Source organism: Nitrososphaera viennensis EN76, from assembly GCF_000698785.1.
GTDB classification, from domain to species: Archaea; Thermoproteota; Nitrososphaeria; order Nitrososphaerales; family Nitrososphaeraceae; genus Nitrososphaera; species Nitrososphaera viennensis.
Genome location: NZ_CP007536.1, coordinates 682,701 through 702,259 on the forward strand (window position 1 = coordinate 682,701; position 19,559 = coordinate 702,259).

A 19,559-nucleotide genomic window follows, 5' to 3' on the forward strand; every position below is an offset into this window, starting at 1 on the left:
AGGCAGCCGCACTGGAAAGCATAAACATTAAATCATCAAGATGCGACGCTGTTCACGTACATACACATGCCGAGAGCAAAAAAGACCGAGGCCCAGGAAGGCAAGGAAGAAGAGGGACTGCCAAAGTGGGCCGAGGACGAGATCAAGTCGGCGCAGTTTGGCAAGCCGGAAGTCATGACAAGGACAGGATACATCTTGGAGATATACGAGAAAGACCACAGGCTTGACATTCAGGTCTACGAGCCGATGCCAGACGGCAGGGTCATCATCGAGGGCATCAGCCTGCCAAAGGAGGTCAAGATGAGCGACCTCATGAAAGGCTTTGTCTACGAGTTCAAGATAAACGTCTATGCTGCGCCCCTGAGCGACAAGGTCATCGAACTCTTGAAGACGAAATTCAGCCTTGAGATGAAGGCGATATTCAATTTCGAGATGAAGGAGCTTGCGCTCATGGACGTCGAGTCTGACATGCCTGCTCCCTCGCCATCATCCGGTGACGATGGCGAGGGCGACGATGACTAGCTAGCGTCCTCTTTTTTCTTCTCGCCGTCGGCAGGCACGATCGTTTCTTTCTTGCCTATTGCGAGTTTCATGAGGGCGATCCACATTATGACAAGCGGCACGTGGTAGGTCGCTATCCTCCATGCGATGATCACGCTGAGCTTCGAGTCGGCAGCAATGTCGGCGAGATTTGGCACGCTTGAGAGGTTGGAGACGTAGGCCCAGATGCCAAGCTCCGCAAGGCCCGAGCCCCCTATGGTAACAGGCAGGTTTGCGATCGCGTTTGACGCTGCAACGGCCATGAGCGAGTCAAACATCCCTATCCCTACCCCGACCGAGTCGGCAAGGACCATGAACGAGATGCCGTACGCAAGAAACGACGCAAAGGTCAGTGCAAGGCCGACTGCAAACGGCTTGATGACCTTGCTTGAGGAAAAGTTCTCCCGGCTCATGGTGCACAGGTCGTCAAGGGCCTTGTTGGCCTGGGCTATGTACTTGTCCGCCTTGTCCTTGGCAAAGCGCCGGGCAAGCCTGTCGATGAACTGCGGGACGCGCAGGTTGCGCTTTGCCGAGTAGAGGATCAGGACGAGCCAGAACACAAAGGTCGGCAGCGCGACGGCAATCACGGTAATCCCGACGGCAGTCCCGCCCCGGGAAAGGGCAAGCCCGCCGGCGACAAAGGCAAGTATCGTAACTGCAAAGACGTCGGCGATTATCTCCATCGTGGCCACCCATGCGGCCTTGCCTGCAGGCACGCCGTTTTTGGACAGCCATGCTATCCTGACAAACTCGCCTCCCACGTACGAAGGCGTCGTGTAGGTGACAAACTCGCCTGCAAGCCTTGCCGCCATGGTCTTGCCGGGCGAGCTTACGTCGTAGCCGATGAACTTGTGCACAAAGTACTTGAACCGGTACGCCTGGATCATTATCCTTGCAACCGCGGCCACTGCCGAGGCGACAAAGGGCACCAGGCCGACTGCGAATATGTCCTGCGGCGATACCTTGGTGGTCAGGAACATTATGATAAAGGGAACGATGCTCGCCGGGATAGCAGCGATTCTCCAGTTCAACGCCGTTTTTTGTACACTCTGGAGATATATATAATAACGAATAATAACCCTCTGCGGGAAACATTAATCCATCCTATGCAGACATGATTTTCAGGTCATGGATCACGCCAGCCTCTGCAAGGCCGTTGCAGCCCTTCATGGCAACATCCAGGCGGCGGTGGTCGTTTCAAATGGAGAGATGATAGCCCGACACGTCAGGCAGGGAGTACCGATCCCTCCAACAACGGAACTTGAAAAGTTGTTCATGCGGGCAGAGGTGTTTGTGGGCATGACAAAGCAAAGCGACCACCTGTTTGGCAGGACTGGCTATGTCATGACCAACCACGAAATGCTTGACACTTTTATATTCTCAATACCGGACAACAGCGTCCTTATCCTCCCCATCGTCAATCCGTACAACCACGACGAACTGCTCGACAAGGTCGGCAGCCTGCTTGGAGTCAAGTTTGGCTGGTGACAGAAGAATGTGTAAAGCAGATATATACTTCGTAGAGTGCCCTCTTTACACAAAGAGAGATGGTAAACGCCATTTTCGTCACCGGCACTGCCGGCTCGGGCAAGTCGCTTTTGACCTCAAGGCTGATGCAGTGGTACCGCGACACGGGCGCCTACCCCGTGACCCTGAATCTTGACCCCGGCGCAGTCACGCTTCCATACGAGCCAGACATTGACGTACGCAACTACATAGACATCGGCACGCTCATGGAAAGCTATGCCCTCGGGCCCAACGGCGCGCTGGTCATGGCAAGCGACCTGGTGGCGACCAAGCTTGACGAGATCCAGGAAGAGGTCTACGAGGCAAACCCCGACTATTTGATAGTGGACACGCCAGGCCAGATAGAACTGTTTGCGTTCCGGGCAAGCGGGCCCTACTTTGTATCAAACCTGCAGGCAGACAACAAGGCGACAGTGTTTGCGTTCGACGGCACGCTCGTCTCTTCGCCGATAAACTTTGTGTCGATATCGCTCCTTGCCTCGGCGGTAAAATTGCGACTGAAAACCGCGCAGGTAAATGCACTTACAAAACGGGACCTCGTCATCGACAGGCTGAAGGACATACTCGACTGGGCGGCGTCCGCCCAGGCGCTCGAGTCGGCGCTCAACGTCGAAAAAGACGCCGAGTATTCGCTTTTGAGCAAGGACCTTTCAAGGAGCATGACTCGCGCCGGCTTTGCGCCCGGCCTTGTCGCAGTCTCTAGCACGACCATGAACGGGCTGGTAAACGTGGCTGCCGCCCTTGCCCGAACCCTTAATCAGGGAGAGGACGGATAGCATGGCGGTGAAGAAAAGGTCCTCATCCTGCACGGCTGTTGCGCCTTCGTCGACGGCAAACCTTGGCCCTGGCTATGACGTTTTCGGCCTTGCGCTTGACGCGCTGTACGACAGGGTCAGGATAACAAAAGTAGCGGGCAAGAACAGCGGCAGGATAACGATAAAGATGTCAGACGGCGCAATACCGGCTGCCCTCGAGTCCAACTCGGCGGGGCTTGTCATCAAAAAGATGGCACAGGACTTTGCCATCACAGACGACCTTGACGTCGTGGTGAAAAAGGGCGTGCCGGCAGGGTACGGCATGGGCTCCAGTGCCGCGTCGGCAGCGGCTGCTGCAGTGGCATTTGCCGGCCTTTACAAACTAAAAATAGACAGGAACAAACTGGTCGAGTACGCGGCAGAAGGCGAGGTGGCAAGCGCAGGGGCGCGCCACTACGACAACGTCTCGGCGTCGGTGCTCGGCGGGTTTATTATCTCAAGCGTCGGGCAGGACGGCACCATCAGGTTCATCCGCATCGAGCCACCAAAAGACCTCCTTATTGTAGTGGCAGTCCCGTCAATACCGGTGCCGGCGAAAAAGACGGAGGTGGCAAGGAGCGTCCTTCCAAGGGAAGTGCCGCTGAAAAGCGCGGTGCACAACGTATCTGGCGCAAGCACCATTGTCGCAGGGTTTGCTCTAGGCGACGTGGAGATGATTGGACGCGGAATCGACGACGACGTCATTGTCGAGCCGGCAAGAAAGCACCTGATACCCGGCTACGACAGCGTCAGGAAAAACGCCCTTGCCGCAGGTGCGCTTGCAGTGACCATCAGCGGCGCAGGCCCTTCAATGATCGCATTTCTCAAGGGAAAAACAAAAAGAAAACAGGTGATAAAAGCCATGGAAGCAGGCTTTTCTGAGGCCGGCGTAAAGTGCCGGACCTTTGCCTGCGGTCCAAGCAAGGGCGCGCGTATAGTTGTCTAGTTACTTTTTTCCCTTGTTGAGGAAGGCAGACATCATGTTCTTCCTGTCCTCGTGCGCAAAGCAGAGCGCCCAGCCGTAGATCTCCAGGCGCAGGCCCGTCTCGATGTCCGAGTCCATGCCGCGGTTTATGAGCATCTTGCTGACCTTGACGGCGGTAAAGCTGTTCTTTGTTATCTCCTTGGCAAGTGCCATGCAGTCAGCCATCAGCTTCTTGTTCAGGATCTTGGCCACCTCTGCGGCGCGTGCCTTTTCTGCGGCTGCGTCGCCCTTTGGAGCCTCTGGCGGGAGCTGGTCTTCAGCGCCCAGCTTGACGACCTTGTTGACAAGGCCGATTGACGCCGCTTCGTCCGCGGTTATCATCTTGCCGGTGTAGATCATCTCCTTTGCCTTTGCGGGGCCGACAATGCGCAGCAGTCTCTGCGTTCCGCCCCATCCAGGCGGGATCCCGATTGTCACCTCGGGCTGGCCGATCTTGGCGTTTTCAGACGCGATGCGTATGTCGCAGACCATCGCCAGCTCGCAGCCGCCGCCAAGCGCAAAGCCGTTTACAGCAGCAATGACCGGCTTTTCCAGCTTCTCTATCTTGTTGAGGACTGCCTGCGCCGCTGACGCGTACTTTTCTGCAGCCATCGGCTCTATGTTGACCATGAAGGCAATGTCTGCTCCTGCGCAGAACGCGCGCTCGCCTGCGCCCGTGATGACAACGCACTTTGTCCCCTCGTCGGCGGCAAGTATGTCTATTGTGCGTGAAAGCTCGGCAATGACGTCAACGTTCATGGCGTTGAGCGCCTCTGGCCTGTTTATCTTGACAACGGCTATTTCGCCGTGCGGTTCAAGCTGGATATACTTCATTGTGGACATATGGGAGAGAGGCAGCTTCCGCCTTAAATTAAAGCTTATTCATGTTCGGTGTGGAGGCCGTACGCGGTCAAGGGTGCGAAGTTAAAAGCAGGCTAGTACATGGTATGTGGCGTTGACAAGGTTCCACCGCGCAAACGCCAAGAGTTTTAGCGATGCAAACATCATCGTAATGGGCGTGCCTGACGAGTCCAGGTCGCACGCGACGCGCAAGGGCACAAGCACCGCGCCGGACACCATCCGCGCCGCGTCTGACGAGTCCGAGTTCTTTGTGCGCGACGGCAAGCTCATTCCAACAGTTCCGATGCGCGGGACGCTTGAGGGCAAGCGCATCTTTGACGCAGGCAACGTGCAGAGAAACGCCGTGTACGAGCAGGCGCGAAAAATAGTCGAGGCAGGCAAGACCCCGGTTACGCTGGGCGGCGACCACTCGCTTACCACCGACATTTTAAAGGCCGCAGGCAGCGGGCGCAAACTGTCGCTCTTGTACTTTGACGCGCACCCGGATTTCGTGTCATCGGCAAGGAACTATTACGGCTCGGTGCTGACCGACTCGGCAGACTATGTCGATTACAAAAAGAGCATGCTTGTAGGCACGAGGGCGGCAGAGCCGGAAGAGATTGAAAACGCAAAGAAGGCCGGCCTTGCGATGGTCACGCCGATTGACATTACCGACCTTGGTGTTCACAAGGTTGCAGAGATGATAAGAGAAAAGGTCGCAGGAAGCAGGGTGTACATTTCAGTCGACCTCGACTGTGTCGACCCTGCGTTTGCGCCCGGCGTGTCCGTGCCTTCGCCCGGCGGAATCACCGTTGCAGACCTGTTGTACCTGCTGACAAGCACGATAAGTAGCTGCGATGTCATAGGCTTTGACATCGTGGAACTGTCGCCGGACTATGACGCAGACGGCCGGACGGCAAACCTTGCGGCAAGGATACTGACAGAGTGCATCGCGTGTCTGAAAAAGAGCCCTAGCTAGATCCTGTCGACTATTTCCTTCAGGCTGTCGGGCAGTTCTGGAAGCTCGGTGTGGCTGACGTTGTTCTGAATGATGTCAGGGCCTATCCTGCGCACCCTCTGCGTGGCGATGAGGGTGTCGATTCCCCGCTCGACATCCTTTGTTGACAGGATGCCGTTCAGTTTTTCCTTTATGGTGTTTTCCGAGTCGTACTTGTTTATCGCGTACTGGAGCAGAGTGAGCTTGTCATTCATCGAGAGCGACATGACGACATCACTTGCAGGCGCACGGCTAATAAGAATTTTCAATGCTTTTTATCTCCTTGGAGCTGCAATTAGCCCATGGCGGCTGCCATCGACGAATTAAAGGCGCTCCTGCAAAAAGGCTGCAAGGTACAAAAGGTGCAGCCTGCCATGTTTGCGTCAGACGCAGAGGTCAATATCGTCATCGTGACTGTTTCATGCCCTGACGGCGGCATCCACACAGTCAAGGCGTACAGGGAGGAGGCCAAGGAGCTGCGGGAGTTTGCCAGAAAGCAACAGCAGGCTTTACAATTGTAAGGTCCGGTAATTAAATAACCGGCTATCGAAAAATCAGGCGTGGAGGAGGCAAGCGCCCAGACAACAGCAACAAAAAAGACCCTGCTCAAGATAGGCGGGATGCACTGCGCGGGGTGCGTCAATTCCATCCAGAGGCACGTCTCGACAGTTGAAGGCGTGTCAAAGGTGGAGGTCAACCTCGCAAGCGAAAAGGCGGTTGTAGAATTTGACCCTGCAAAGGTGGGTTTGCCCGACATCGAAAAGGCAATTGAAGAGGTCGGCTACCGGGTAGTCTACGAAAAGGTGTCGCTAAAGGTCGAGGGCATCACCGACTCGGCAGACGCCCAGAGACTGGAAGGCGGGATTTCGAGGATGGAAGGCGTCAGGTCGGCGTCTGCAAACTATGGAAACGCGCAGGTGCTTGTCGAGTACAGCCCTGCGCTCGTGTCGCTTGCAGACATTCGCAAAAAGGTGGGCGACTATGGCTACAGCGTCATTGGCGAGAGCACGCAGGCAAGCGCCCACGACGTCGAGGCGCGCAAGCTCAAAAACCTGTTCTTTCTTGGCGTCGCATTCACGGTACCTGTCGTTTTGTTCAGCTACCCAGAAGTGTTTTCGTTCCTGCCGCTTGCTGGGACAAGCGCCGGGGCGTATATCGCTTTTGCTGCGGCGTCAATAGTCCAGTTTGTCACTGGGAGCAGGTTCTACTCTGGCGCATTCAGGATAGCAAGGATGAGGTCTGCCAACATGGACACGCTTGTGGTCCTTGGCACGACTGCCGCATACGTGTTCAGCGCATACAACACTTTCCCGGCGCCAACATGGCACGGCATCTACTACGACGCCTCGTCGCTTGTGATCACGTTCATACTGCTCGGCAAGTACCTTGAGCTAAAGACAAAGGGCAGGACTGGCGCCGTGATACGCAAGATGCTGGAGCTCCAGCCCAAGGCGGCAAGGGTCAAAAAGGCAGACGGCTCGGAGGTAGAGACGCCGGTGGAACTGATACAGCCCGGCGACATCATAATCGTCAGGCCGGGAGAAAAGATACCTGTCGACTCGACGGTTGTGCAGGGCAAGTCCGCAATCGACGAGTCGATGGCGACAGGCGAGTCCGCACCCGTACACAAGAAAACCGGCGACAGCGCAATCGGAGGCACCGTGAACAGGGAAGGGATGCTCCTTGTCAAGGCGACCAGGGTTGGCGCAGACTCGTTTCTTTCACAGGTAGTGAAGCTGGTCGAAGAGGCTATGGGCAAAAAGCCGGCGATGCAGAAGCTCGTGGACAAGGTTGCAGGGTATTTCGCGTACGCGGTGATGGCAGTTGCCGTTGCGGCCTTTGGCATATGGTACGCGCTTGCAGCAGGAGCAACAGAAGCAGCGATAATCCCGGCAGTGGCCATACTGGCCGTGGCGTGCCCGTGCGCGCTCGGCCTTGCCACTCCCACCGCGATAATGGTCGGGATGGGCAAGGGCGCTGCGCATGGAGTCATCTTCAAGAGCGGCGACGCGATTGAGGCGCTCAGCAAGGCCAGGGCGGTAGTATTTGACAAGACGGGCACGCTCACGCAGGGCAGGCCGCAGGTCACAGACGTCATACAGCTAAAGCAGGAAATTGATACGGAAGGCCAGAGCGTGCCTGACAGTACAGGCGTGCTGCTCCTTGCCGCCACTGCGGAGAACTACTCGGAGCACCCACTTGCAAAGGCAATAGTCGGCCACGCCAAGAGCGCAGGGATAGAGCCGAAGGAGGTCTCTGACTTTCAGGTGACCCCAGGCATGGGCGTGACTGCGGTATGGGACGGCACCACGGTAAGGGTGGGCAGCAAAAAGTTCATAGAAGAGGCGGGCGTGGGCGCCGCCGTCTCGTCTGCGCAGGCAGCGGTGGAAAAACTGCAGGCGCAGGGCAAGACGGCTGTGCTGGTGACTGCAAACAGCGACATTGTCGGCGTCATCGGCCTGATGGACGCGCCCAAGCAAGAGGCCAGAGAAGCGATAGAGGCGCTCAAGGGCCTCGGCATCGAGCCAGTGATGGTGACAGGCGACAACAGGAGGACGGCCGAGGAGATAGCCAGGCTAGTCGGAATAGAGAGGGTCTATGCAGGAGTGCTCCCTTCAGGCAAGGTGGACGCAATAAACGAGATACGCAAAAGCGGCATGGTAGTAGTGGCGATGGTAGGCGACGGGATAAACGACGCTCCCGCTCTCACTGCCGCCGATGTCGGCATGGCTATAGGCTCTGGCACAGACCTTGCGATAGAGGCAGGAAGCGTAGTGCTAGTAAAAAGCGACATTCGCGGCGTAGTTTCAGCGGTCGAGATTGCAAGAAAGACGGTCGGCAAGATAAAGCAGAACCTTGCATACGCATTTCTCTATAATGTCGTTCTGATACCGGTCGCAGCGATGGGGTTGCTGTATCCCGCGCTGGCAGGGCTTGCGATGGCCGCAAGCTCGGTGTCGGTGACTGCCAGCTCGCTTGCGCTCAAAAGGTGGAAGCCAAGGCTGTCAGGCTAACTAGCCGACTCCCTCTTTTTTCTTTGAAAGGGAGATAAGGTTGACCTTTTCCGCTTCGTCGTTTGCCTTGTACACGGATTCCTGCTGGCGGTGCAGCTGCTCTTTTCGTGCCTTCCATCCAGCCATTGCGGCGCGGTGGTCGTCTGAAAGATTATTGTCTTCGCTACCAGTCAAGTCTCTACGCACACTGTCAGCCGGGTCTGATTTTTAATCTTTTATTATTATCCGGCCACACTTTTTTATCAGGCGCCTGTGGAAAGTATCCTATGAAGGCCGTCAGGGTTGAGGATGCCGACATACGCAAGCCCATAGTCATAGCGGCCATGCAGGACATGGGCAACGTCGGGAGCATCGCCATCGACTTTATCAACAAGAGCCTCGGCACGCGGCCATTCAGGCACATCTCGATCCCGTTCCCAAATTATGTCGTCGACAACGGCGGGCACATCGATTTTCAGCGGGAAAAGTGGGAGTACAGGTACGGCTCTGGCGGGTCGGTCGTGGTATTTGGAGGCGGGATGGGCCAGCCCCAGACCAACCAAGAGCTTTATGACCTGTGCGAAGATGTCATCGACATCGCAAGGCAGTATTCTGCCCAGCTCGTGTACACGCTCGGTGCGTTCCACACCGACAGAAAGTACGGCAAGGCTCCCAAGACGTTTTTTGCGGCGACTACCCAAGAGCTTGCAGGGCAGATCCAGCGCCTCGGGCTTGAACCCACGCCCGGCTCGTCACTCATTACAGGATTTAACGGCCTCATCCTCGGCCTTGCCAAGGAGGCAGGCCTGCAGGGCATCGGGCTGTACGCAGAGATTGACGATCCGCAGGTGCCCCAGTTCCGTGCGGCAAAAAGCCTGCTTGCAACGCTCGAGAAACTGACGTACCAGAAATTCCGCGGCATGGAGGAGCTGGACGAGATGGCTTCGAGGGTAGAAAGCGAGGGCGGCAGCGGCGAATTCTAGAGCGCAGGGAAAGATTATTCGAGAAGCAAAATGGCCGATACGGAACCCAAAAAAATAGCTGACATTATTTTTTATAACATGTACCTACTGCGTATCATCCCAACTCACGCCAGCCCGCAATGTGCAGGCTCGGCTGATGATCGACACTTTTTGAGAATTGGACGTCTGTCTCCATTATTGTGTATAGGGCTCCCCGTGCACAGTATTATTGCCAATAATTCCGCTTTCCCATTTCCATAATGTTATAGTAGCAGTCTTGGTGTTTGGATCTTCCTCATGTATTCCGGATACTATCATGCCGTTAAAGGGTGCCAGCGTGCCGGTTGCGTTGCTGTCAAACACTGCTATGACTATTCCCTTACCTTGTAAGGTAGCAGGATCGTACCGGATGATTTCATAAAATGTGATGGCTGTAGTATCGCCATCATCCTCTGAGCGGACGTATTCCCTTCCGTAAGCAAAAGCAGTCTCATTTCCAGTAACAATCCCATAACCCGTGTTTGTCATATTGATAGTTTCTCCGGTGTCCGGGACTGTCATCGTACCATTTCCAATGAAATCTACCCGGAAGTGTGTCTGGTTGATTGGAGTCACGCCTGCGGTCGAGGCTATTTCGTCCCAGATAGGTTATGATGAGAATTTTAGTCCGGATGATGTTATCGTGCTGTTGTTGTTCCCTCCTTGTGCAAGGGCAGTCATATGAACAGGGCTAATGAAAACAGAACCGCTCGCTAGCAGCATTAACGCAAGGATGTATACTCTGGTACCGGCCAACGCAAAGTCGAGTTTTCTTTGCTTTCTAATGTAGTCACCGTTTGACATTGCGAGATCATCATCTGCATTTTATTAAAGAGCTTGCAGAAATAATATTTGCGCAAAGAAAGTGCTGACTGCACAGCTTGAGACCTTAAAGCACATCCGAATCGCTCTCCTCAGTTTTCAGTTGGATATTCGTGCCACAAAAAAATATCAGGGCGCTTTTGAAAGGCGCATGATTATTCTTGCAGGTGCTATGAAGGTAACCAAGGACTGCAAACTTGCCATTCTAGAGCTTTTTCAGCTGCACGCCGCTGTCCAGCCGGTCTATCTTGCGGCAGATCATCTTGTACGAGTCAACAATCTCGGCTTCTATCACGCCGGGCAAATGCTGGATGTTTGGCACGTAATTGCTGACGACGTACAGGTCGTGCACTCGGACCTCGATTGCAATGTCTTTTGCCTTCAGGTCGTCAGTGCCGGATTTCAGCATGACCTGTATTGCGCCGGCAAACTTTTTCTCTGTCTCTGTCGCAAGCGGGTAGCGTCCAGACCTTATGGAATCCTGGATCATGGCGCACAGCTCCGAGACCTTCATTATTATCGTCGTGTGTGTTATCAGACTGCAGGCACATAATTAACCTGCCGCTACTCCTCTTCTTTTTCTTCTTCTTTTGACTTGGCAGCTTCCGAGTGGATCTTTAGCTGGTGCCTGTACATGGTCACTATCTCGTCAGTTGTGGTCGCGGCCTCTGGTTCCTTGTCATCGCGGATCTTTCCCGTGAATTTGGGGAACCGCAGCGCAAGGCCGTAGCCGTCCTTTATGGCTCCCATCGCCGCGGTGTGCGACGGGCTCAGGGTTATTTCTGACGCAATGACTTCAATGACCATCGCAGGCTCAAACCACACTTCCATGTCCATGCCTGTGTCCACGCGGGCGTGCTTTTGGTGTATCACGTGCTTTTCCAGCTCGCGGTAAAACTGCTCAAGGTGCACGTCTGTAAAGCCGGTCCCCACCTTTGTCACGCTCCTGAAAATGTCCTCCTTTGGGTCGTACGCCGCCAGAAGAAGGGCGCCGTACTTGCCCACGCGCCTTCCCCGGCCGTGCAGCGCGCCCACGATGACAAGGTCAAGCGTGTCTGCTAGTTCTGTCCGGTATTCCCGCTTTAGCTTCACCCACAGGTACTCGCGGGCCCCTGCCCTGTATGTGCTTGACGGCATCTTTACCATGACTCCCTCGCAGCCGCTCTCTATGGCAGAGGCCATAAAGCGGTCTATTTCGCCCGGCTCTGTCGCAATGACCTGCGGCACTATTTTCAGCATCATCCCATCAGCTTTGGCGCCTTTGACTGTCTTTTCCAAGAGCTTCCGGCGGTCCTCGTACGGAAGTTCTGTCCGGCTCTTGCCGTCAAGGTAGAGGATGTCGAAAAGGTTGATGACGACCGGATAGTTTTCCATCGCTTCTTCAATTCCGTGCTTGCGCCTTCGGTGCATGAGCTGCTGGAACGGCAGGTACTCCCCTGTCTGCAGGTTTATTGCCACGACCTCGCCTTCCATTATTGCCTCCTTGCAGGCAAGCGACATTGCGGCTTTGCTCACGTCTGGATAGTGGTCGGTTATCTTTTCCAGCCTGCGGGAGAAAAGTTCGATGCGGTCCCTGCCCTTGTGGATCTGGACCCGCTCGCCGTCCAGTTTGTATTCCACGGCGGCGCGGCTGTCCATGCGTTCCATTGCCTCTTCGGCTGTTGAGACGCGCTCGGCAAGCATAGGCCTGATTGGCTTGAACAGCGTTATCTGCACCGCCTTGACTGCGGCAAGCCCTTTTGTCGCAAGCAGTTTTGCAACCGTGCCAAGGTCGCTTGAAACGTTGTAGGCGTTTTCCAGTACCTTCCTGTTTGCCTTGTCGCCGGTAAACGCTACGGCCAGCGCGTCAAGCACGGTATAGTCTGCGATGCCAAGCCTGAGCGCCCCCATGACAAACTTCATGATGTAGCGCCCCTCTTCAGCCGTGGAATCATTGAGCAGGCTTGCGACAAGGCGCAGCTTGGTCTCCTGCGACCCGGGACCGGTCGTCTTGGCGATCTTGTCAAACGTACAGTAGACGCGCTCCACCGTCATCTGCTCTGAAAAAAGCGTCGACTGGCCCTTTGACACCATCGCCTTGCCGGCGGTGTCGCCAATGTCGCCGGTTTTGCGGTAGATTGCTTCAACCTCTGACATGCTCTTGCCTGACGAGCTTGCTATTGCCCGGAGCGCCATGCGCTCTGCAAGGCCCATCTCTATGCCCTCATAGTCTGGGTACAGCTTGCCCTGGATGAGGTACGTCACCTTGTCTATCAGGTCTGCCGGCGTCTGTTTCAACAGTATGACAAGGTGGTCGGTAAGGGCCAGCCTGCTGGACGTCTGCTCCATCTTGCCAAACGTCTCTACCAGCGGCTGGAAATCCACGGCTAGAGCTTGGGCGGTTCCTGCTTTAAGGTTTGTTCGTTTGTTTGAATATGAATATTAAAGGGGAAATCGGTAACACAAGCCAGATTACAGATGGGCGGAAACAAGAACAAGCCGGCAGCAAAGCAGGACAAGGGCACGGCAGTGGGCCCAGCTGGCGAGATAAAACCGGCAGCAAAGGAAGAGAAGAAAAAGCCGCAGCAAAAGCAAAAGCTGGCGGTAACCATTGACGAGAACCAGGGCATGAAGGCCATCCAGGGCATGAAGGCGATAACGGTCCAGTCGGTTGCAAAAGCCGCGGGAGTCAAGATCTCGGTGGCAAACTCGCTGGTCAAGACGCTTGAAGCCAAGGGAGTCGTCAAGAAGGTCGGCGGCTACAGCGGCCACAAGGTCTACGCGAAGGTCAAGTAGTAATAGTAGCCAGCCTTTTTACGGCTATAACGTCGCCTGTCTGCACGCCTTCGATGACTTCGATATTGTTCACTATTTTGCCTATCGCGTTCATCGCCTGCGTCGCGCAGTCCCTTATGACAAAGCATATGGCGCCGTTTGACGGCAAAAAAGCAAGGTCGCCCCGCTTGAACTGCGTCTTTGCCTTTTCCGCGCCTATGACAAGCCCGGTCTCGATGTAGACGAACTTGTCCTCAAGCCGGTGCACCCTGTCCTGCACTGGCAGGCCCTTCAGCAGCGCGCTTGTAGTCAGCGGCGCAAGGTGGCGCACCAGCTCGCACTCTGCAGAGCCCTTGCCCGCGATTTCTGCCACCAGCCTGACCCTTGACACGGAACCAGCAGCCTGCACAGTGGCTGAAAAGCGCAGATGTTATGAAAATGTTTCTGGAAAAACTGCAGAAAAGCATCTTGAAAGATTCGCAACATTTAATTAGATAACAACCAACTTTTCCATACATTCTTGGTAATCAAGCGCTTTACAAAAAAACCTGCTGCACGCAAGTCTGCCGTGTCCAAGACCAAGGGTAAAAAGGACGCGGAGGCTGAAGTAGAGGAGACCAAGAAGTCAAACCGCCCGGCCGACGAGGTGGTGACTTATTCCGAGCAAGAGTACGAGCTGAAAGAAGTCCCGGCGCAGGGAAACAAGATCCTGATTGGCCTGCCGTGGCTCACGAGGTTTGAGCGCGCAAGGATAACGGGGGCCCGCGCATTGCAATTGTCGCTGGGCGCGCCGCCGCTGATAAAGCCAGACGGCGCAAACACGTCCATCGCGCTTGCGATGCTGGAGGTCGAGAAAAAGGCGCTCCCGATATCCATACGCCGCGTCCTGCCAAACGGCATGTACCAGGACATCCCGATCGACTGGATGAAGTAAAATAATCATTACCAATCAACCGGCTATTTTGACGCACCACATGATCTTTTCCGCCCGGCTAGAGTCGTTCATACAAGAAAAATCATCTGACGGCATCGGCGGCCCTAGAGACGACTTCTGACAGGGCAGGATGGATGTGGACAGTCCTTTGTATGTCCCTTATGGCGCCGGTGCCGGCCCTCATCGAGACCAGCACCTCGTGGATGAGTATTGACGCGTCTGTGCCGAGGATGTGGCATCCAAGGATTTTCCCGTCGTCTTTGCCAACAAGGAACTTGACAAAGCCATCATTGTCTTCGATGGCCTGGCCCATCGCGGTCTGCGCGTACGGATAGACTGACTTTGAATATTTTACCCCTTTTGCTCGCAGTTCCTGCTCGGTGTGGCCGGCGCTCGCAACCTGCGGCGAGCTGAAAATCGCATGCGGCATCGCGGTGTAATTGACGGGAATCTTTTTGTCAGGACGGGAAATGTTGTTGAACGCATACTGCGCTTCCAGGTTTGCGCCGTGCCTGAACGGATACTTGCCGACCGCGTCGCCAAGGGCGAAAACGCCCTTTACGCTTGTTTCGAGGAATTCATCGACGGCTATGTATCCTCTCTTGTCAACTCTGACTCCCGCAAGATCCAGCGCGAGCGTGTCTGAATTTGGAACCCTCCCTGTCGCCAGCAAAAGCTGGTCTGATTCAATCTCGATGTTTTCCCCCGTCTTGCTACTTTTTGCCGAGACCACGACCGTGTCATTGTCTTTTCTAGTCACACGCTGCGTGTCAAAGCCAAGATGCACATTGTACCTGCCTGAAAATATCTCGGTGAATTTCTGCGAGACTTCCTCGTCCTCCCGGGGCAAGAGCACGTCTCTTTTCTGGATTATGTTTATCTTCGTGCCAAGCGACCCGAAAAAGTGCGCCAGTTCAGCCGCGATGTATCCGCCGCCTATGATAGTCAGAACATGCGGTTGCTTTTCCAGTCGGAGCGCCTCGTCGCTTGTGATGTACGTGCCCTTTTCCAGCCCCTCTATTTTTGGGATTGCTGGCCTCGTGCCGGATGCAAGGAGAATCTTTTCTGCCGTGATGACGCTATCTCCTCCCACCAGAATCTCCTTTTTCCCAATGAACCGGCATTCCGCAGGGAACAGCCGGGGATTCTCTATGCCAGAGAACGCGTTTCGTATACCGTCAGATTCAGAGTCGATGATGCCGTTTGTTCGCCGGATTATTTTCTCAAAGTCTATCGAGAATTTTTCCACCCTGATTCCGAATTGTTCAGCAGTGCGGATAACCTGGGCGACATCTGCGCTGTGTATCAGGAGCTTGGACGGTATGCAGCCCCTGTTCAGGCAGGTGCCGCCCATCCTGCTTTTTTCAACCAAGGCGACTTTTAGCCCGGATTCTGCGGCGGCACTGGCCACGTCCAGTCCTGCACCACTCCCTATCACAATCAAGTCGAATTTCTCGACATTTTCGGATCTATCCTGCTGCGCCACAAGTTACTTTATGATTTCTGGCATATAACAATCAGGTCAAGGGCGGCGGCGATGGGACATAGCAGCAGGCAAACAACGGTAACAACAATGATAATAGTAACAAAATTGCCTTCAAACATTAAAGAAAAGCCGTTCCAAGATATTTACGAAGGCTAGATCTCTTTCAGGTGGCTTTCATCGAATATGTCCGAGCCGTACCAGCGGTACCGGAAATAGTCGAGGCACCACTCGTGAAAGAGTGGATCGGTACTGAAGAATATCATGTTCATGTCAGTTTCCCCTTTTTGCGTCGGAAACATCACGGCCGCCTGCTTTTCGTTCAGGATAACCGCGACCTGCACCCTGTCGACCATCCTGCGCTCTATTGCGCCTTTTGTCAACAGCTCACTGTGGCCCAGCTTTTTCAGGAGGTCCTTCCTTCCCTTCGGGATGATGACGTTCTTTGGAAGCACGTAGCTGTATTTGACGCCCTTTTCCTTGACCCTGCTGAGCGCAGGCTCGATGAGATCGATGGGCACCTGCGGCACTATTTCATAGATGTATTCATCGGCCTCCCTGTAGATGTCCTTCCAGCGCTCCAGTATCGCCACCACGCCCTTGACAAACTCGCACTGGTCCAGCGCGCCAAGCCGCATGATGAACTTGAATGGGAGCTCGCCGAGGATGTGCTCTGAAAAGTACTCCTTGTGCTTTGACAGGTAGTTGAACGTTGGGATCTGCTTGATTATAGTGTTGCCAAAGGTCGTGAGCGAGAATATGCCTTCTGGGTCCTTCTCTATCAGGCCGGCGTCCTGGAGGCGGTTGACGTTTCTGTGGGCCTCCTGCATCGTTATGTTGAGGTCCTTGGCAAGCTGCGATATCTTGGCCTTTTTCTCGTTCAGCCTGAACAGTATCGAGAGGCGCTGCTCGCTTGCAAGCTCGAAAAACGTCTTTTCGGTGTTGGCGTAGGCGCTGACAAGGTCTTCGTCATGGGCAGACGGCATATAGGATAATAAAGCAACAGGCCGACATCATTTTAAGCGTTGCCGGCTGGCTAGTGGTGGTTGTGGTGGGAGTGCTCCTCGGTGTGCGGGTGGGTGCGGTTTGACCTTATCGTGGTGTACCTGCCAAGCACGATGAGCGCGATGCCGACAGCGATGAGGATGAGGGCTGCGGGTATTGCAGCGACCCACGTTGCGTTCACCTGCGCCGCGAACATGAAGAGCGCTCCAAGAAAAGTCAGGGCGGCACCTGCGATTGTTTCGCCGTTGATCCGTTCCATGATTGGTCAAAAATCACTGCAGACTGTATATTAATTTTTGTCAGAAGCGATTGCTACGATTGCTCGCGGATGAGTGTGCCCCTGCACTGCTCGCAGACGGTCTCGTCGATGTTGGACTCGATGCTGTGGTGCACGTCGCATATCAAGAGCGAGTAGCGCATGTAGTTTGTCAGGCCCACGAATTTTGCGAGCGTGCTTGGAGTGTACGCCTTGTTGGTGGAAAGCTCGCGCGCAATGTCGTCAATCATGCGCATCACCTCGCGGATGCCTTCCAGTTTTGAGATAAGCTCGAGGTCTCCCCTCGTGCCCCGGACATAGTTGCTGACTGCCGCCTGCGTGATGCCAAGCACCCTTGCGACGTCTTCCTCCTTGAGCGAGTACTCTTTTATCAGCTTCTTGGCAAGGATCGCCCTCACGGCAGGGATAAGCGACTTGGCTTCGATCTCGGAGGGGAGAAGCATGTTTTGCGGACAGAGGCAACTTTGGCTTTTTTCTATTTAATACTTACTATTTTGTACTCTTTTATAGAATGTGTTTAGGGCTCATTTCCTGCACAAGGGTTGCTTGGCGACCAACCCAAGTATTGATCAAAGCTGCCTGCAAGCAATAAAATAATAATTTTATGCCAGTCGCGCGCGTGGTGCAGACAAAACGTGCATTATTCATCATGTTTATTTAAAACGAATGCTATTACAACTAATTTTGCTTATAATAAACTCATAGAATGATGCTACCTAATGTTATTAATGAATTATCTACTGTCAGCCGCCACACCACCATGCGAATTTCAGCAACGGTGAACCACCCAACTAAAGGTCCGGACAAGAGAAGCATCCGCAAGCGGCTTGTTTTTTTAGGATTTGGCGCGATGCTGATGCTGTCTCTGCCGGCAGCCACAGGCATGGTCCCTTATTATGCAAGCGCGGCCCCGGCCTGCGCGGCGTTGCAGGTCACAAAGGCATCGGCGTCAGGAAATGACGGAAACGTGCCAAACAATACCATCGACGGCAAGCTTGGAACAAGATGGTCGAACCTAGGAAAAGGCTCGTGGATATCGATGGACCTCGGAGGGACTGTAAACGTCTGCCATGTTGACGTGGCCTGGTACAGGGGAGACACGAGGCAGAATGCGTTTGTAATATCGCATTCTTCCGACGGCAAGACATACAAACAGGACTATTCTGCCAAAAGCTCGGGCACGACTGCCGGCCTGCAGAGGTACGACTTTGCAGACGTCAGTGCAAGATACATCAGGATCACTGTAAACGGAAACACGGAAAACAACTGGGCGTCCATCACGGAAATCAAGGTATACGGGTACGTTTCAGGCGGCGGCACGCAGGACACGATCAGGCCCTTTGTAGCCATAGACCAGCCTGCAGACAACAGCGAGATAGTCACGCCTTCTTCTACAACCACCACGGCCGCAGTCAGCATCAAGGGCAAGGCGTCAGACCTGGGCAGCGGGATAAAGCTGGTCGAAGTCGGGACCGGGAGCAGCGCCTACCAGCCTGCGACGCCTGCCTCCCCGGGAGACTGGTCGACGTGGACCCACGCCCGTACGCTGTCGGTCGGAAACCACGTGATAGTCGCACGCGCGACTGACAATGCAGGAAACCAGCAGGTGTTTACTGTCTCGGTAAAGGTTTCCCAAAAGCCGGCCAATACACCACCACCGATAACGCCGGGCCCAAGCCCCACGCCGTCCAAAGACAGGTTTGGCATCACAAAGCTAAACCCGACTGCCGCCGGCGGAATGGAATGGTCTTCAAGCTGGGACAACGGGCATGCACGGACAATCGGCAACGCAATCGATCCGGATGACAAGTGGTTTGACACAGCACACGGGGAAGGGAGGTATGCCATCGACGGCAAGGGCACGCTGACGGCGTCTGGCGACTTTGTCAGGATGTACGTACACGATCCTGCCAAGACGAGGGAGTGGTCGGAGAACCTGGAGATAACGCTGTACATCAAGAGAATCAGTGAAACAAGGACCCTCAGCTATTCCGGCCTTCAGCTGTTTGCGCGCACAAACCACGGCACTAACGGCAACGAAGAGTCCAACATCTGCGACGACCGCGGCTACGGCGGCTTGGTGAACATCAACGGCCAGTGGTCGTTTGAAAAAGAGACGGCGCACCACCTGGACAATGGCTATGACGGCGCGGCGGGACAAAGGCCATCAGGCAACCTCCCTAAGGACACGTGGGTAGGCGTCAAGTTCGTCCTGCGCAACATGGACGACAACACCAAGGTAAAGCTTGAGCTGTACCGGGACATGACAGGAGGCGTAAACGGAGGCAACTGGCAAAAGGTAACAGAATTCATAGACAACGGCAAGAACTTCGGCAACGGCGCGTGCAAGTCAGGCGTAAACCCGGCGCTGCCGCTCATACACTCCTTCATAAACGCCAGCAGCGAAACAAAGAAGCCGATGCTTACTGTCTATGCAAGACACGAACACGGAACGATGGCGTACTCGGACTTTACAATCAGGGAGATAAACGCCCTCCCCTAACTTTTTTCTTTTTTTCTTCTTTCAACAATCAGGATTTTTTCTTGCCGCGCAAAAATATACCATGTACGAATTGTTGCGCAAAAAAAAGACGGGCCGATTCAAACGCTATTTATAGACCGCAGCCA

The 19,559-nt window shown here is 54.7% G+C and carries 24 protein-coding genes; 11 read left to right on the forward strand and 13 right to left on the reverse strand.

Annotated features, from left to right (window positions below):
• Window positions 1-66: 66 nt before the first annotated feature.
• The gene (locus tag NVIE_RS04045) at window positions 67-522 is read left to right on the forward strand and encodes a hypothetical protein (RefSeq protein WP_075054141.1); all 456 of its coding nucleotides are present in this window, start codon (window positions 67-69) and stop codon (window positions 520-522) included.
• Here NVIE_RS04045 and NVIE_RS04050 read toward each other — a convergent pair.
• Complete coding sequence (locus NVIE_RS04050) at window positions 519-1,571, reverse strand: lysylphosphatidylglycerol synthase transmembrane domain-containing protein (protein WP_075054142.1); 1,053 nt, start codon at window positions 1,569-1,571, stop codon at window positions 519-521. The genes NVIE_RS04045 and NVIE_RS04050 overlap by 4 nt on opposite strands.
• 97 nt (window positions 1,572-1,668) lie before the next feature.
• Here NVIE_RS04050 and NVIE_RS04055 point away from each other — a divergent pair, with 97 nt between their 5' ends.
• The 3 genes from NVIE_RS04055 to NVIE_RS04065 are packed head-to-tail and all read left to right on the forward strand — an operon-like array spanning window position 1,669 to window position 3,807.
• Window positions 1,669-2,028 carry a hypothetical protein gene (locus NVIE_RS04055; protein ID WP_075054143.1) on the forward strand — a complete coding sequence of 120 codons (360 nt, stop codon included), beginning with the start codon at window positions 1,669-1,671 and terminating at the stop codon, window positions 2,026-2,028.
• A gap of 59 nt (window positions 2,029-2,087) precedes the next feature.
• A complete protein-coding gene (locus NVIE_RS04060; protein ID WP_075054144.1) occupies window positions 2,088-2,843 on the forward strand; it encodes an ATP/GTP-binding protein in 756 nt (251 codons plus the stop codon).
• A gap of 1 nt (window position 2,844) precedes the next feature.
• Window positions 2,845-3,807 carry a homoserine kinase gene (locus tag NVIE_RS04065; RefSeq protein WP_075054145.1) on the forward strand — a complete coding sequence of 321 codons (963 nt, stop codon included), beginning with the start codon at window positions 2,845-2,847 and terminating at the stop codon, window positions 3,805-3,807.
• Here the strand turns inward: NVIE_RS04065 and NVIE_RS04070 are convergent, their stop codons facing one another.
• Window positions 3,808-4,659: an enoyl-CoA hydratase/isomerase family protein gene (locus NVIE_RS04070; protein WP_075054146.1), complete on the reverse strand. Its 852-nt coding sequence runs from the start codon at window positions 4,657-4,659 to the stop codon at window positions 3,808-3,810.
• A gap of 115 nt (window positions 4,660-4,774) precedes the next feature.
• On the opposite strand from NVIE_RS04070, the gene NVIE_RS04075 reads away from it, so the two are divergent.
• Window positions 4,775-5,644, forward strand: a complete 870-nt coding sequence (locus NVIE_RS04075; protein WP_158435079.1) for an arginase family protein — start codon at window positions 4,775-4,777, stop codon at window positions 5,642-5,644.
• Here the strand turns inward: NVIE_RS04075 and NVIE_RS04080 are convergent.
• A complete protein-coding gene (locus NVIE_RS04080; RefSeq protein WP_227717473.1) occupies window positions 5,641-5,931 on the reverse strand; it encodes a hypothetical protein in 291 nt (96 codons plus the stop codon). The two genes, NVIE_RS04075 and NVIE_RS04080, sit on opposite strands and share 4 nt — an antisense overlap.
• A 33-nt stretch (window positions 5,932-5,964) precedes the next feature.
• On the opposite strand from NVIE_RS04080, the gene NVIE_RS04085 reads away from it, so the two are divergent.
• Together NVIE_RS04085 and NVIE_RS04090 are read left to right on the forward strand one after the other, a co-directional pair.
• Window positions 5,965-6,183, forward strand: coding sequence for a hypothetical protein (locus NVIE_RS04085; RefSeq protein ID WP_075054148.1), 219 nt, complete (start codon window positions 5,965-5,967; stop codon window positions 6,181-6,183).
• A 39-nt stretch (window positions 6,184-6,222) separates the two neighbouring features.
• On the forward strand, window positions 6,223-8,676 hold the full coding sequence (locus tag NVIE_RS04090) for a heavy metal translocating P-type ATPase (protein ID WP_084790609.1): 2,454 nt from the start codon (window positions 6,223-6,225) through the stop codon (window positions 8,674-8,676).
• On the opposite strand, the gene NVIE_RS15255 is transcribed toward NVIE_RS04090, so the two are convergent.
• A complete protein-coding gene (locus tag NVIE_RS15255) occupies window positions 8,677-8,850 on the reverse strand; it encodes a hypothetical protein (protein WP_158435080.1) in 174 nt (57 codons plus the stop codon).
• 92 nt (window positions 8,851-8,942) lie between these two features.
• On the opposite strand from NVIE_RS15255, the gene NVIE_RS04095 reads away from it, so the two are divergent.
• Window positions 8,943-9,638 carry a PAC2 family protein gene (locus NVIE_RS04095; protein WP_075054149.1) on the forward strand — a complete coding sequence of 232 codons (696 nt, stop codon included), beginning with the start codon at window positions 8,943-8,945 and terminating at the stop codon, window positions 9,636-9,638.
• Window positions 9,639-9,812: 174 nt separating this feature from the next.
• Here NVIE_RS04095 and NVIE_RS04100 read toward each other — a convergent pair whose 3' ends face one another.
• The 4 genes from NVIE_RS04100 to NVIE_RS04110 form a co-directional block, all read right to left on the reverse strand.
• Window positions 9,813-10,232 (reverse strand): hypothetical protein, encoded by a 420-nt coding sequence (locus NVIE_RS04100; protein ID WP_075054150.1) that lies wholly within the window; start codon window positions 10,230-10,232, stop codon window positions 9,813-9,815.
• Window positions 10,233-10,265: 33 nt separating this feature from the next.
• The gene (locus NVIE_RS14755) at window positions 10,266-10,460 is read right to left on the reverse strand and encodes a hypothetical protein (protein ID WP_144239482.1); all 195 of its coding nucleotides are present in this window, start codon (window positions 10,458-10,460) and stop codon (window positions 10,266-10,268) included.
• 223 nt (window positions 10,461-10,683) lie between these two features.
• A complete protein-coding gene (locus tag NVIE_RS04105) occupies window positions 10,684-10,992 on the reverse strand; it encodes a hypothetical protein (protein ID WP_075054151.1) in 309 nt (102 codons plus the stop codon).
• A 50-nt stretch (window positions 10,993-11,042) separates the two neighbouring features.
• Entirely contained in the window at window positions 11,043-12,842 is a 1,800-nt protein-coding gene (locus NVIE_RS04110; RefSeq protein ID WP_075054152.1) for an ATP-dependent DNA ligase, read from the reverse strand.
• A gap of 93 nt (window positions 12,843-12,935) precedes the next feature.
• Between NVIE_RS04110 and NVIE_RS04115 the strand changes: the two genes are divergently transcribed.
• Window positions 12,936-13,253, forward strand: a complete 318-nt coding sequence (locus tag NVIE_RS04115; RefSeq protein ID WP_075054153.1) for a hypothetical protein — start codon at window positions 12,936-12,938, stop codon at window positions 13,251-13,253.
• Here the strand turns inward: NVIE_RS04115 and NVIE_RS04120 are convergent.
• On the reverse strand, window positions 13,246-13,641 hold the full coding sequence (locus NVIE_RS04120; RefSeq protein ID WP_158435081.1) for a cyclophilin-like fold protein: 396 nt from the start codon (window positions 13,639-13,641) through the stop codon (window positions 13,246-13,248). The genes NVIE_RS04115 and NVIE_RS04120 overlap by 8 nt on opposite strands.
• A 111-nt stretch (window positions 13,642-13,752) precedes the next feature.
• Here NVIE_RS04120 and NVIE_RS04125 point away from each other — a divergent pair, with 111 nt between their 5' ends.
• Complete coding sequence (locus tag NVIE_RS04125; RefSeq protein WP_075054154.1) at window positions 13,753-14,166, forward strand: DNA-directed RNA polymerase subunit K; 414 nt, start codon at window positions 13,753-13,755, stop codon at window positions 14,164-14,166.
• Window positions 14,167-14,248: 82 nt separating this feature from the next.
• On the opposite strand, the gene NVIE_RS04130 is transcribed toward NVIE_RS04125, so the two are convergent.
• The 4 genes from NVIE_RS04130 to NVIE_RS04145 form a co-directional block, all read right to left on the reverse strand.
• Window positions 14,249-15,652, reverse strand: a complete 1,404-nt coding sequence (locus NVIE_RS04130; RefSeq protein ID WP_075054155.1) for a dihydrolipoyl dehydrogenase family protein — start codon at window positions 15,650-15,652, stop codon at window positions 14,249-14,251.
• A 152-nt stretch (window positions 15,653-15,804) separates the two neighbouring features.
• A complete protein-coding gene (locus NVIE_RS04135; RefSeq protein WP_075054156.1) occupies window positions 15,805-16,635 on the reverse strand; it encodes a helix-turn-helix transcriptional regulator in 831 nt (276 codons plus the stop codon).
• A 50-nt stretch (window positions 16,636-16,685) separates the two neighbouring features.
• Window positions 16,686-16,913, reverse strand: coding sequence for a hypothetical protein (locus NVIE_RS04140; RefSeq protein WP_075054157.1), 228 nt, complete (start codon window positions 16,911-16,913; stop codon window positions 16,686-16,688).
• Window positions 16,914-16,966: 53 nt separating this feature from the next.
• Entirely contained in the window at window positions 16,967-17,374 is a 408-nt protein-coding gene (locus tag NVIE_RS04145) for a transcriptional regulator (protein ID WP_075054158.1), read from the reverse strand.
• A gap of 317 nt (window positions 17,375-17,691) precedes the next feature.
• Between NVIE_RS04145 and NVIE_RS14535 the strand changes: the two genes are divergently transcribed.
• Window positions 17,692-19,434, forward strand: a complete 1,743-nt coding sequence (locus NVIE_RS14535; RefSeq protein WP_158435082.1) for a discoidin domain-containing protein — start codon at window positions 17,692-17,694, stop codon at window positions 19,432-19,434.
• Window positions 19,435-19,559 lie beyond the last annotated feature (125 nt).

What these genes read in the sequence shown, in the direction of transcription:
- NVIE_RS04140 (WP_075054157.1), bottom strand. Translation starts at nt 16,913, where the DNA reads ATGGAACGGATCAACGGCGAAACAATCGCAGGTGCCGCCCTGACTTTT.
- NVIE_RS04095 (WP_075054149.1), top strand. Translation starts at nt 8,943, where the DNA reads ATGAAGGCCGTCAGGGTTGAGGATGCCGACATACGCAAGCCCATAGTC.
- NVIE_RS14755 (WP_144239482.1), bottom strand. Translation starts at nt 10,460, where the DNA reads ATGTCAAACGGTGACTACATTAGAAAGCAAAGAAAACTCGACTTTGCG.
- NVIE_RS04055 (WP_075054143.1), top strand. Translation starts at nt 1,669, where the DNA reads ATGGATCACGCCAGCCTCTGCAAGGCCGTTGCAGCCCTTCATGGCAAC.
- NVIE_RS04070 (WP_075054146.1), bottom strand. Translation starts at nt 4,659, where the DNA reads ATGAAGTATATCCAGCTTGAACCGCACGGCGAAATAGCCGTTGTCAAG.
- NVIE_RS04060 (WP_075054144.1), top strand. Translation starts at nt 2,088, where the DNA reads ATGGTAAACGCCATTTTCGTCACCGGCACTGCCGGCTCGGGCAAGTCG.
- NVIE_RS04065 (WP_075054145.1), top strand. Translation starts at nt 2,845, where the DNA reads ATGGCGGTGAAGAAAAGGTCCTCATCCTGCACGGCTGTTGCGCCTTCG.
- NVIE_RS04085 (WP_075054148.1), top strand. Translation starts at nt 5,965, where the DNA reads ATGGCGGCTGCCATCGACGAATTAAAGGCGCTCCTGCAAAAAGGCTGC.
- NVIE_RS04045 (WP_075054141.1), top strand. Translation starts at nt 67, where the DNA reads ATGCCGAGAGCAAAAAAGACCGAGGCCCAGGAAGGCAAGGAAGAAGAG.
- NVIE_RS14535 (WP_158435082.1), top strand. Translation starts at nt 17,692, where the DNA reads ATGCGAATTTCAGCAACGGTGAACCACCCAACTAAAGGTCCGGACAAG.
- NVIE_RS04135 (WP_075054156.1), bottom strand. Translation starts at nt 16,635, where the DNA reads ATGCCGTCTGCCCATGACGAAGACCTTGTCAGCGCCTACGCCAACACC.
- NVIE_RS04145 (WP_075054158.1), bottom strand. Translation starts at nt 17,374, where the DNA reads ATGCTTCTCCCCTCCGAGATCGAAGCCAAGTCGCTTATCCCTGCCGTG.
- NVIE_RS04105 (WP_075054151.1), bottom strand. Translation starts at nt 10,992, where the DNA reads ATGAAGGTCTCGGAGCTGTGCGCCATGATCCAGGATTCCATAAGGTCT.
- NVIE_RS04115 (WP_075054153.1), top strand. Translation starts at nt 12,936, where the DNA reads ATGGGCGGAAACAAGAACAAGCCGGCAGCAAAGCAGGACAAGGGCACG.